General features: G+C 74.7%; 7 protein-coding genes and 1 pseudogene. 6 read left to right on the top strand and 2 right to left on the bottom strand.

Features of this window, described 5'->3' with window-relative positions; genetic code table 11:
- Positions 1 to 134: 134 nt before the first annotated feature.
- Positions 135 to 533 (bottom strand): hypothetical protein, encoded by a 399-nt coding sequence (locus ABTZ17_RS33605; RefSeq protein ID WP_352199594.1) that lies wholly within the window; start codon positions 531 to 533, stop codon positions 135 to 137.
- 155 nt (positions 534 to 688) lie between these two features.
- On the opposite strand from ABTZ17_RS33605, the gene ABTZ17_RS33610 reads away from it, so the two are divergent.
- From ABTZ17_RS33610 to ABTZ17_RS33625, 4 genes are all read left to right on the top strand, one after another.
- Entirely contained in the window at positions 689 to 1,609 is a 921-nt protein-coding gene (locus ABTZ17_RS33610; RefSeq protein ID WP_352199595.1) for a hypothetical protein, read from the top strand.
- Between the two features lie 240 nt (positions 1,610 to 1,849).
- Complete coding sequence (locus tag ABTZ17_RS33615; protein ID WP_352199596.1) at positions 1,850 to 3,862, top strand: FUSC family protein; 2,013 nt, start codon at positions 1,850 to 1,852, stop codon at positions 3,860 to 3,862.
- Positions 3,863 to 4,145: 283 nt separating this feature from the next.
- Positions 4,146 to 4,880, top strand: coding sequence for a hypothetical protein (locus tag ABTZ17_RS33620; RefSeq protein WP_352199597.1), 735 nt, complete (start codon positions 4,146 to 4,148; stop codon positions 4,878 to 4,880).
- 11 nt (positions 4,881 to 4,891) lie between these two features.
- On the top strand, positions 4,892 to 6,193 hold the full coding sequence (locus ABTZ17_RS33625; RefSeq protein WP_352199598.1) for a sensor histidine kinase: 1,302 nt from the start codon (positions 4,892 to 4,894) through the stop codon (positions 6,191 to 6,193).
- 101 nt (positions 6,194 to 6,294) lie between these two features.
- On the opposite strand, the gene ABTZ17_RS33630 is transcribed toward ABTZ17_RS33625, so the two are convergent.
- The gene (locus ABTZ17_RS33630; RefSeq protein ID WP_352199599.1) at positions 6,295 to 8,382 is read right to left on the bottom strand and encodes a PhoX family protein; all 2,088 of its coding nucleotides are present in this window, start codon (positions 8,380 to 8,382) and stop codon (positions 6,295 to 6,297) included.
- A 366-nt stretch (positions 8,383 to 8,748) separates the two neighbouring features.
- On the opposite strand from ABTZ17_RS33630, the gene ABTZ17_RS33635 reads away from it, so the two are divergent.
- Together ABTZ17_RS33635 and ABTZ17_RS33640 are read left to right on the top strand one after the other, a co-directional pair.
- Positions 8,749 to 10,290, top strand: a complete 1,542-nt coding sequence (locus tag ABTZ17_RS33635; protein ID WP_352199600.1) for a VWA domain-containing protein — start codon at positions 8,749 to 8,751, stop codon at positions 10,288 to 10,290.
- A gap of 330 nt (positions 10,291 to 10,620) precedes the next feature.
- Positions 10,621 to 12,415: pseudogene (locus tag ABTZ17_RS33640) on the top strand (hypothetical protein); the annotation flags it as partial.

Below are 12,415 nucleotides of genomic sequence, written 5' to 3' on the forward strand. Positions count from 1 at the left end.
AACAGACCTTAAGAGCCAATAAGCTTTTGATACAACTTTTCATGTTGTTATTAGTTGTGATTTTGGCTCAGGACCGGGCGGGACGGGGGCGCGAGGGTGCGGGGCGGGAACCGGCGGGCCGGTCCGGGCCGGGCTCAGGGCTCGCGGGTGTGGTACCGGTAGAAGGCGGCCGGGCCGACGACCGCGCCGACCGCGAGGCCGATGCCGCAGGAGCGGAGGATGGACTCGCCGGTGAGGCTGTACAGGTAGCCGATGGCGATACCCGCGAAGGCTCCGTACGCGAAGGCGCGGAGTTCCTGCGGCAGGCTCGGGCCGACCCGGGCCAGCAGGAAGAGCACGGCCGCGCAGATGACTCCGCAGAGGATGCCGTAGAAGACGTTGCCGGCGTCGACGGGGCCCATCTGGCGCTGGATGAACGCCGCCCAGACCCCGTAGACGAGGCCGGTGAGCACGGGCCTGAGCCAGGCTCCGGAGCCGATGTCCTTCATGCCGCCCAGGTGCCGCCCGGGAGCGGTGGGTGCCGCGTGAGCCATGTCGGGCTCCTTCCTGCGAGGGGCGCGGGTGCGACCCCGTTCCCCCCACCCGGTTCACCCTCCAGGGCACACCCGGGTCACCCGCGCGGCAAGTGGATCACCCGTGCGGACCGGCACCGCTGGCCGCCCGGGCCCGGGCGGAGTTCCCTGGTGCCGTGCGGAACTCCCTCGCGGCCGGGCTGACCACGGCCCTCGTGCTCGTCCTGGCCCTGCTGGTGCCGCTGGGCGCGGTGGCCGTGTGGGCCGATCGGGTGGTGGGGGAAGCGGACCGGTACGTGGCCGCGATGGAGCCGCTGGCCTCCGATCCCGCCGTGACGGACGCGGTGGCCCGGCAGGCCACGACCGCGATCTCGCGCCAGATCGACCTGGGCCCCTTCCAGGGCGGGGTGGAGTCCCTGCTCGGGGAGGCGGTGCGGTCGTTCGTCGGTACGGACGCCTACCGGACGGCCTGGGACGCGGCGAACCGGGCCGCGCACGCGGCCTTCTTCACGGCCCTGACCCGGGGCGGCGGGAACACCGTCAGCGTGGACCTGGCTCCGGTGATCGCGCGGGTGAAGGCGGACCTGGTGGCCGACGGGGTGCCGTTCGCGGACCGGATCCCGGTCTCGCACACGACGATCACGGTCCTGGAGTACGACAACCTCGGAGCGCTCAGGAAGGGGTTCCACGTGCTGCAGATCGCCGGTGTGTGGCTGCCCGTGCTCACGTTGGTGTTCGCCGTCGGAGCGGTGGTGGCGGCCCGGCGGAGGTGGCGGGCGCTGGCGGCCACGGGGGTCGGGTTGGCTCTCGGGGCGGTGCTGTTGGCGGTGGCCGTGGCGGTGTGCCGACGGCTGATGCTGGCCGACCTGCCGCCGGACGTGGACCGGCCCGCGGCGGCGGCGGTGTACGACGCGCTGACGGCCTTCCTGCGGACCACGGCGTGGGTGGTGCTGGGGGTGGGACTGGCCGTGGCGGTACCGGCCTGGCTGATGGGTCGGCGGCGCGCGGGCCGGAGCGGAGCGGGCGGGGACGGGACGGGCGGCGGGGCGAGCGCAGGCCCGTTGCCGGGAGGCCCGGGATCGTCCTTTACGCACTGAACCTCCTGTGCCACCCCATAGGGTGGAAGAGTCTCGAAAGGACGCCCGGGACGTGAAAGACGTGAAGGCGCCGAAAGAGCGTGAAGACTCGAAAGAGCCGAAAGAACCGAAAGAACCGAGAAGGAACGATTCAGGCGGGAGCGGTGCGGGCCGTACGGGCCGTACGGACTCCCCGCGGACCTTCCCGGACCGCGCGGACCCGGTCCGCGCCCGGCGGTACGGAAGCGGTACGGAAGCGGGATGAGCACCGAACAGGGCACGCAGCAGCCACCGCCCGGCCGCACCGGCCGACTTCCCCTGGCCCCGCCGGGCAAGCTCCTGGGCGGACTCCGGCCGGGCCCCGCCCCCGTGCCCTGGGCCGCCGTGCTGCGCGCGGGCATCGCCCTGGCCGCCCCGCTGGCGGTGGGTTTCGCCCTGGACGAGCCGGAGTACGGGGCGCTGGTCTCGATGGGGGCCCTGTCCGGGGTGATCGGGGACACCGCGGACGCGTACCGGATGCGGGTGTACAACATCGCCGTGCCACAGCTCTTCGGCGCGGTCGGGGTGGCCCTGGGCACGCTGGTGTACGGGCAGGGGGCCCTCGCGGTGGCCGTGCTGACCGTGATCGCGCTGGTGTCGGGGATGATCTCCTCGATCGGGGCGGTCGCCTCGGTGTCCGGGCTGCTGCTCCTGCTGAACGCGGTCGTCGGGGCGGGGCTGCCGATGCCGGAGCCCTGGTGGACGGCGCCGCTGCTGCTGACGGCCGGCGGACTGTTCGTGCTGCTGCTGACCCTGCTGGGCTGGCCGCTGCGGGGCAGACGGCCGGAGCGGACGGCGGTGGCCGCCACCTACCGCTCGCTGGCCGGGCTGCTGGAGGCCGCGGGCGGCCCCGGGTACGAGGAGCGCCGGCAGGCCGTCACCCAGTCCCTGAACCAGGCGTACGACCTGCTGCTGGCCCGGCGGGCCCGCGCGCACGCCCGGACCCCGGCGCTGACCCGGCTGCTGGCCCAGCTGAACGTGGTGATCCCGCTGGTGGAGGCCGCTCCGGCGGTGCACCTGCGGGGCCGGCCGCTGCCGCCGGAGATCCCGGCGGCGGTGCGCGCGCTGGCCGCGGCGGTGGAGGAGGGCCCGAACGGGACGGAGCCGCCGGAACCCGCCGGCGCGCCGGACGGGCCGGCCGAGCGGGCCGTGGACGCGGCGCTGCGGCACGCCTCGGCGGTGGTGCTGCGGGCGGACCCCGACCCGAACAACGTGGACGACCGGTTGGGGCGTCCGGCGGCCCTGCGGGTGCGGGTACGGCGGGCCACCCGGAACGTCCTGCTCTCGGGCGCCTCCTGGCGGTACGGGCTGCGGCTGGCACTGTGCATCGGCCTGGCCCAGTCCCTGGTGTCGCTGGTGGAGATCGAGCGCTCGTACTGGGTGGCGCTGACGGTCACCTTCGTGCTCAAGCCCGACTTCGGATCGGTGTTCTCGCGGGCGGTGCTGCGCGCCCTGGGCACGGCGGGCGGGCTGGTGGTCGCGGCGGCGGTGCTGGCCGAGGTGCCGCGGGGCTGGTGGGACGTCCCGGTGATGGTCCTGCTCGGCGCGCTGATCCCGGCCTTCTCCGCGAAGGGGTACGCCTTCCAGACCGCCGCGATCACCCCCGTGATCCTGCTGCTCTCGGACCTGCTCAACCACCAGGGCTTCGACCTGGTGCGGCCCCGGCTCGTGGACAGCCTGATCGGCTGCGGGATCACCCTGGTGGCGGGGTACCTGCTGTGGCCGGAGAGCTGGCGCACGCGGATCGGGGACCGGCTCGCGGACGCGGTGGACGACGCCGCCGGATACGTGCAGCGGGCCTTCGGTCCGGTCGCGGCCGGGGACGAGGCGCTGCGACAGGCCCGTCTGGCCCGGCTCCAGGCCCGGCGGCGGATCTACCGGGACCTGTCGGGGGTGCGTTCGGAGTTCCAGCGGGCCCTGACCGAGCCGCCGCCGGCGGGGGCGCGGGCTGCGGCCTGGTGGCCCCTGGTGGTGGCCGCGGAGCGCGTGGTGGACGCGACGACGGCCGCCCGGGTGCGGGTCAACCACGGAGCCGCGCCGCCGGCACCGCGCGAGGTCGAGGAGATCACGGCGGAGCTGCGCTCCCTCGCGGCGCGGGTGCGCGGCGGTGGCGCCCCGGGGGCGGTCCTCCGGCCGGCTCCCGGCGGGTCCGGGCCGGAGGACCCCGAGAGCGTGTTGGAGCCGGTGCGGCAGGAGGTGGCCGCCGCCTGGTCGGTGGCGGCCCCGGAGGTCTGAGCCGACCGGCGGCCGCGGACGTCCCGGTCGGCTGTCGAGCCGTCGGCGGCCCGACAGACGGGTGCCGGCGGCCGGGTGACGGGACGGGCGCCGGAGGCCGGGACGGGTGCCGGGCGCCGGGGGTCGGGGGTCGGGGGTCGGGGGTCGGGGGTCGGGTGGGAGCGGATCCGTCGCCCCGGCCCGGCCAGGCGGTCGGCCCCGCCTCGCCCCTGCCCGGCGGTCGGGTCGCCCGAATGGGTCCGGCAGTGGGCCGGGGCGGCGCGGGCCGGGCAGCATCGGAGGCATGCGGCACCCTCCGTCCCCGATCGCGCGCCGGACCCGGGCCCTGCTCGGGGCGCTGCTCCTCGGCCCGGTGGCCGGGGCCGCGGCGGGCTGCGCCGACGTGGAGGGGCTGCGCGACGACGGGGACCTCGGCGAGGTGCACGCCCCGCAGGCGCTCTGGAAGGGGATCCGGCCCGAGCCGCCGGGGCCGGGACAGCGCCCCGGACAACCCACGCCGGTACCCGGGCTGCCGACGGTCCCGTCCGGCGGGGTGAAGGCGGCCGGGGTGCTGGAGGTGGTCCGCGCCGACCTCACCGCCGCCGGCCGACAGGACGGCGGCACCGGTCGGCTGGTGGACCCGCGGGCCGTGAGGCGGCTGGCCCCGTGCCCGGCCGGCGGGGATCCGGGGCCGGACTGCCCGGTGCGGCCCGCCGTCTTCCACGACCTCACCGAGGACGGGGTACCCGAGATGATCACCGCGGTGGACATCGACGGCAGGCTGAGCGAACTGCGCGTCTACACCGTGCGCGAGGGCCGGGTGACACGGGTGCTCTCCCGGCGCGCGGTGCTGGAGGGGGTGGAGGTGGCCGCCGGGCACCTGGCGGTCCGCGAGCCCACCTCGAACCCGGAGCTCGTCGCGATCTCCGACTACGTCTGGGACCCGGACAAGGGCGGCATGGTGTTGGAGGCCGTCACCGTGGACGACTGCCCCTCGGTGAAGGAGTCCGCGAAGCCCTGCCCCCAGAGCGAGATCTGACGGCGGCCGGGATGCGCCGACCGGGCCGGACGGGCGGACTGAGGTGGCGGATCTCCGTCACCACCACCGCCGTGTGCTGCGCCGTGGCGGCCGTCCTGGGGATCCTCGTGCACAACGTGGTGGCCCGGCAGCTGGTGGGCGAGGTGCGCAAGGACGCCCTGGCCGCCCTGGAACACGCGGTCTCCCACTACGCCTACGGCACCACGCACGGGGACGTGCGCAGCGGAGTGGACCCGCCGGAGCTCCCCGCCGCCCTGGCCCGGACGGTCGCCCGCGGGCACAGCGGCAGCATGGTCGGGGAGTTCCGCGGGGAGCCCGTGATGTGGGCGGCGGGCCCGGCCGACGGCAAGGCCCTGGCCGTGTGGATCCCCTACGAGGGCACCCGGGACCGGCTGCGGGCCATCGACACCGCGATCCTGGCCTCGGCGGTGGTGGCCGCCGGGTTGGTGGCCCTCGCGGGGCTCTTCCTGGCCCGGCGGATCAGCGGTCGACTGACCCGGACCGCGGCGGTGGCCCGCCGGATCACGGAAGGGGACCTGGATGCCCGCGTCCCCCTCGACGGGGACGCCTCGGGCACGGCCGGGGGCGGATCCGAGGGCCCGGCCGGCGGCGCGCGGCCGCGCCACCACGACGAGGTACGGGACGTGGCCGTGGCCCTGAACACCATGGCCGAGACCCTCCAGAACCGGCTGGAGGCCGAGAAGCGGTTCACCGCCGACGTGGCCCACGAACTCCGCACCCCGCTCACGGGGGCGCTGGCGGCCGGGGCCCTGCTGCCCGAGGGGCGCCCCAAGGAGATGATCAACGACCGGCTGCGGGCCCTGCACCTGCTCACCGAGGACCTGCTGGAGATCTCCCGGCTGGACGCGGGCGTGGAGCGGGCCGACCTCAGCCGGTGCGAGCTGGGCCCGGCCGTGGAGCGGATCGTGCGGGGCACCGGACTGGCGGCCGAGGTGCGCACGGCGGAGCCCGCCGTGGTGCTCACGGACCGCCGTCGGCTGGACCGGATCCTGGCGAACCTGCTCGTCAACGCCCACAAGCACGGGGCACCCCCGGTCCTGGTGAGCGTGGAGGGCACCACGGTGACGGTCCGCGACCACGGCCCCGGCTACCCCGAGGAACTGCTCCGACAGGGCCCCGAACGGTTCAGGACCGGGGATCCCGGCCGTGGTCGGGGGCACGGCCTGGGACTGACCATCGCGCGGGGACAGGCCGCCGTACTGGGGATCGGGCTGAGCTTCGCCAACTCTCCCGACGGGGGCGCGGTGACCCGACTCACCCTCCCCGCCCACCGTCCGGAGGAGGGCAGTTGACAGGCCGGGCGGGCCCGAAGGCCCGCCCGGCCGCTGTTTCACGTGAAACAAGTGCCGCCCCAGGGCGCTGTTTCACGTGAAACAGCGCCCAACTGCCCGACTCAGACGCCGATGTTGCGGCCGTCCTTGCGCCAGACGCTGACCACGGACGGGCGGACGATCTTGCCGGGTCCGTCGGGCCACACCGAGGCCGGGTTCTCCACCGTGGCCCCGTCGATCTCGCCCGGGTGCTGGACCGCGACCAGGACGCGGCGGTCCTGGATCAGCGGCCCGCAGGTCTCCGCGCCGCGCGGCACGGTGAGGAACTGCTTCAACTCACCGCGGCGCTCACCGGCCGTGGCCACGCCGAACAGGCCGTCGTGGGAGCCGAGCTGGTTGCCGTCCGTGGAGATCCACAGGTTGCCGTGCGAGTCGAAGGCCACGTTGTCCGGGCAGGAGATGGGGCTGACCTTCTCCTTGGGGAATCCGGCGAAGTAGGTGGCCGGGTCCTTCGGGTCACCGGCGACCAGGAAGAGGCGCCAGGCGAAGGTGTCGCCCGCCGGGTCGTCGAAGCCCTCCGCGAGCTCCAGGATCTGGCCGTGCTTGTTCAGGTTGCGCGGGTTGGCCTCGTCGGCACCGGGCTGACCGGCCTTGCCGCGGTTGCTGTTGTTGGTGAGGGCCACGTACACCCGGCCGGTGCGCGGCGAGGGCTCGACGTCCTCGGGGCGGTCCATCTTCGTGGCGCCGACCTTGTCACCGGCCTGGCGGGTGAAGACGAACACCTCCTCGGCGGTCATGCCGTCCACGTGCGAGACGTTCCCGGAGGCCGAGGCGGTGGCCAGCGGGATCCAGACGCCGGTGCCGTCGAACTGGCCGTCCGAGGGGTGCTTGCCGGAGCCGTCGATCTCGGCCGCCGGGGAGTCACCGGAGAGCTTGGCCACGTAGAGGGTGCCCTCGTCGAGGAGGGTCAGGTTGTGCTCGCGGGCCGCGCGGGACTTGCCCTTCTTCATCGCCTTGCTCGAGACGAACTTGTAGAAGTAGTCGAAGCGCTCGTCGTCGCCCATGTAGACGACCGGGCGGCCGTCCTCGGTCAGGCGGGGCTGGGCGGCCTCGTGCTTGAAGCGGCCGAGGGCGGTGCGCTTGCGCGGGGTGGAGCGCGGGTCGTACGGGTCCAGCTCGACGACCCAGCCGAAGCGGTGCGACTCGTTGGGCTCCTGGGCCACGTCGAAGCGCTTGTCGAACCGCTCCCACTTGCGCTCGGTGGCGCCGGCGGTCATGCCGTAGCGCTTCAGGCGGGCGGCCTCCACCGGGTCGGTGACCTGGTCGGCGTTGGCGAAGTACTGGTTGAAGTTCTCCTCGCCGTGCAGGGTGGTTCCCCACGGGGTGGTGCCACCGGCGCAGTTGTTGAGGGTGCCGAGCACCTTGGTGCCGGTCGGGTCCACGGAGGTCTTCAGCAGGGTGCTGCCCGCGGCGGGGCCCGTCAGCTTGAACTCGCTGGTGGTGTGCAGGCGACGGTTCAGCTCATGGCGACGGACGGCGGTCAGCTTGCCGCTGCGGTGGTCCTCCTGGACGACGACCACGGAGAGGCCGTGCGCGGCCCAGGCGATCTCGACCTGCTCGCGGGTCGGGTTGGCGGCGTCGTAGCCCTTGAACATCAGCTGCTCGTCCGTGTACTCGTGGTTGGCCACGAGGACCTGGCGGCGCTCGTACGGGTCGCCGTACGGCAGCAGGCTGAGGAAGTCGTTGTTGTAGCCGAACTGTCCGGCCTGGGCGGCGGCGGTCTGCCGGTTCGCGTCGAAGGCCGGGGCCCCGCGCAGGATCGGCTCGCCCCAGCGGATCACGACGTTCTGGTCGTAGCCCGAGGGCACGGTGACCTTGTCGTCGGTGTTGGGCGCGACCGGGGCGAAGCGGAGGCCGCGGGCGCCGTCGGCGGCGGTCGGGACGGTGCCCGGCTTGGCGGCGGCGGTGGCCGGGGAGCCGGACTCACCGAGCACCACCGAGGTGCCCGCGGCACCGGCCACGGTGACGACGGCGGCGGCGCGGAGCATCGAACGGCGCGAAAGCGCACGGGCTATGACATCACCGACGTACTCGTTGTCGCTGGTGTTCGGCACCTCGTGGAAGCAGGCGTCACCACAGCGGTAGCGGCAGGTCAGCGCGGAACGACCGCCACCGTGCGAGGTGCTGAGGAGCGGCAGGAACTTGCGCACGAAATGTCCTCCGGTTGAGTACACGGCGACGCCACCTGCGCCGACATCGTGTCGGAATGAATCCAGCCGTGACGCTAGGGCGGGCTTGCGCCACTGCGGCGGCGACCGGATGAACGGCTGGTGAATCCGGCGCGTCGGAGCGGGAGTTCGGAAGGGGGTGGGCAGCAGGCTCGTCCCACGGGCCTCCGCGGCCCCGCGAACACCCGGCGCGGGGGCCCCGCGCGGGCCAGATCGGGGGTGCCACTCCCTGGTAACGGGGCGCGGGACCGATAACCTTACGTGTCCACTCTGGGCAGGGATTCTTTGCCCCATCACCCCGCAGTTCGGACAAACATCGCACCCCAGCTCGTACGAAAGGCCCCGCCCATGGGTATTCGGAGTTTGTTGCGCAAGGTGTTCGGCCGCGACCGTGCGGAAACGGCCGAAGCGACGGGGCCCGACCAGCAGGTGCAGGCGCAGCCGCAGGCGGCCCTCCCGGCCCAGGCGGACCGGGGCACCGATCCGGTGGTGCCCGCGCAGGCCGCCGCGAAGTCCCCCGCGGGCGGCGCGGCGGGTGAGGTCGGGCGGACCCCGCTGGACGCGGCGGCGGATCTCGTCGCGGCCTCCTTCGACAACCCGACCGTCCCGCAGCAGTCCGCGCCGCGGGACCCGGAGCCGGTCCCGGCCCAGGTGGCCGAGCCGGCCCGGCGCGGGGTGGACCTGGCCCCGGCCGAGAACGCTCCCCCGCCGGCCGACCCCACCGTCCCGGAGGCCCGCTCGGCCGACTCCCCGATCCGTGGGGCGGCTCCGGCGGAGCCCGTCGCGAAGGCGGAGCCCGTCGTCGCGTCGGCCCCGGAGCCGGTGGCGACCGAGCCGGTGAGCGAGCCGCTCGTGGCAGCGGAAACGGTCGTCGAGACCGCACCGGAGCCCGTCGTCGAGACCGCGCCGGAGCCGATCGCGAAGCCCGCCGACGATCGGATCACGGACCTGGTCGCGGACCCGGTCACGGTCACGGACCCGGTCACCCTCGCGGAACCGGTCGCCGAGCCGATCGCCGAGCCGATCGCCGAGACCCTGCCCGAACCCGCCGGGCACACGGAGCCGGAGCCCGCCGCGCCGGCGTCCGAACCCGTCGCCGCCACGAGCGAGGGCGAGACCGAGGCCGAGACCACGCAGGCACCCGAGCCCGAGCCCGTCGCGGCCGCCCTCGTCGCCCAGCCCGAGGCAGAGCCCGTCGCCGCGCCCGAGCCCGTTGCCGCCGCCGTCATCGCCCCCGCCGTCGCGGCGGCCGAGGTGCGGAAGCGGGCCAAGGGGCTCGTCCCGCTGTACCGGGCCGCGGAGAAGGCGCTCAAGGGCCGTGAGGGCCGCGCCACGGTGTACCTGGTCCTCGACCGGTCCGGGTCCATGCGGCCCTTCTACAAGGACGGCAGCGCCCAGCACCTGGCCGAGCACGTGCTCGCCCTGTCCGCGCACCTCGACGAGCGGGCCACGGTCCACACCGTGTTCTTCTCCACCGAGGTGGACGGCACCGGGGACCTGACCCTCGACGACCACGCGGGCCGCGTCGACACCCTTAACGCCGGTCTGGGCCGCATGGGCCGCACCAGCTACCACCGGGCCGTCGAGGAGGTCCTCGCGCACTACGACAAGAACGGGGACGGCGGACCGGCCCTCGTGGTCTTCCAGACCGACGGTCCTCCGGACAACCGCCAGCCCGCCCGCCAGGCCCTTGCCGACGCGGCCGCGCACCCGATCCACTGGCAGTTCGTGGCCTTCGGGGAGCACGAGGCGAAGGGATTCGACTTCCTGAGGAAGCTCGACGCCCCGAACGCCGGCTTCTTCCACGCCGGCCCGGCCCCCCGCGAGCTCTCCACCGCCGCCCTCCTCAAGGGCCTGCTGGGCGAGTACCGGCCCCCGACCGCCCCGTAGCCCCGCCCCACACCCCCCGCCGAGGACGCCCCGGCACCGCCGAAGGCGTCCACCGCGGCCCGGAAGGCCCCGCGCGACAGGTCCGCGCGGGGCCTTCCGCCTGCCCCGCCCTCGACCTCGCCCCGGCCCCGCCCGCTTCCTCGGCGATCCGTGCCGCATCCCGTACAACCATCCGGCCGGGACGGTGGTCAGACTCCTTGATCCGTGATCACGGCCGAGGGCCGCGGCGGATCCGCACGAGTCGACGGGGTACGGGGAAAGGGACACCGACTGATGGGCGCACGCACGCGCAGGAGCACCAGGCTGGCCACGGCTGTGGCCACTGCCGCCATGATCGTTTCCGGAGGGGTCGTCGTACCGCTGGTCACTTCGAGTACGGCGCACGCCGCCGACCCCCTGGGGTGGAACCGGCCGGCGTCCGTGGGCGGGGACGAGCACAACCCGCGGGCCGAGGACATGGAGCTGGGCGCCCTGTCCGACGGATCGGCCGTCGCCGCCTGGCGCGAGGCGGGGAACCTGACCGTGAAGGTCCGGCCGGTCGCGGACGACTTCTGGACCGGCCCCACCTTCACCGCCACGGGCCTGACCTCCCGGCTGCCCCTGCGGATCACCGCCGGCCAGGGCGGCGGGGCCACGATCACCTGGGCCGAGTCCGCCGACGTGGGCTGGGGGAAGCCCCTCCCGGCCACCCGCCTGATGACGTCCGAGCTCCGCTCCGGCGTCTGGTCCGAGCCCCGGGAGCTCCTCGCCGCGGGCGCGGGCCTGGCCGTGGACTCCTTCCAGGTGGCCGCCGGCCCGCAGGGCACCGCCGTGGCCGTCTGGTCCGGCGCGCGCACCGACGGCTCCGGCTCCGCGGTGTACACCGCCTCCCGGGGCGCCGACGGCAGTTGGTCCCCGGCCTCCCGGGTCGTGGGCTCGGAGCCCGAGGGCACCCGGCTGGTGGACGGCGCCGACGTGGCCGTCACCCCGGCCGGTGACGCGCTGATCGCCTACCGGGCCACCGGTACCGACGGCCTCCCCGGGATCGTGACCACGGAACGCCCGGGCACCGGGGGCGACTGGAGCACTCCGACGCCCGCCGTCGCGCCCGCGAAGGGGCTCCGCGCCCCGAACGCCGGTGCCGGGCACGACGGTTCGCTCGCCCTGACCTGGAGCGAGAGCCGGGACTGGGGCCAGGGCGAATGGGATCCGACCAGCCGCTTCGGCGTCACCGGCAAGCGCCCCGGCGGAGCCTGGAAGACCCCGACCCACGTGACGTCCGAGGCGTTCGACTCCGTCGTCCCCGCCCCGGAGCCGCTCATCGCCCCGGACGGTGACATCACCCTGGTCTGGCACGAGAGCTACGAGAACGACTCCGAGGCGCCGAACGCGGACTCGGCCGTCATCTCCTCCACCCTCGCCGCAGGCAGCGGTTCCTGGGTCAGGAAGCGCCTCAACGTGCCCAACTCGGGGTACGGCTTCGACGCCTCGATCGCCCCCGACGGCACGCTGCGGGTGGCCTGGCGGGAGTGGCGGGGTACGCCCGAGACCGGGGGCCGCTTCGCGGTCGTCGCCACGCGCACCTCGACGAACGACACCTGGACCGCGCCCCGGGCCATGCCGCACGACCTGTTCGACGGGCCCTCCGGGGAGTACCCCCAGGTCGCCGCCGGGCCGAACGGGTCCGCCACGGTCCTGTGGAACTCGTCGATGGCGGGTCCGCTCTCCTCCCGCACCGGTTACCGGCCCGCGCCCGCGATCGTCTCCTCCACCGTCCCGGCCACGGCGGCACTGGCGGGGACCACCGCCGGCAGCAAGGTCTGGAAGCCGGTCTGGAAGCCGAAGGAGGCGGTGGACTCCTGGCGGCTCACCCTCACGGACCGGTCCGGCAAGCTGTTCCGCACCCTGAGCTCCTCGACGAACGTGGCCTCCTTCGCCACCATCGCCCCGCAGTGGAACGGCCGTGACGCCTCGAACGGCACCGTCCCGGCCGCCAACGGCCCGCTGACCTGGCGGCTCTACGCCAAGGGGAAGCAGGCCGGTGAGGAGACCGCCCTGGGTTCGGGCACGGTCACCGTGACCGGCGGCGCCGCCGTCCGCCGCGACCTCGGCTCCCGCACCGGCACCCCGGACGGCACCGGCGACC

The sequence above is a fragment of the Streptomyces sp. NPDC097619 genome, from assembly GCF_040302735.1.
GTDB lineage: Bacteria > Actinomycetota > Actinomycetes > Streptomycetales > Streptomycetaceae > Streptomyces.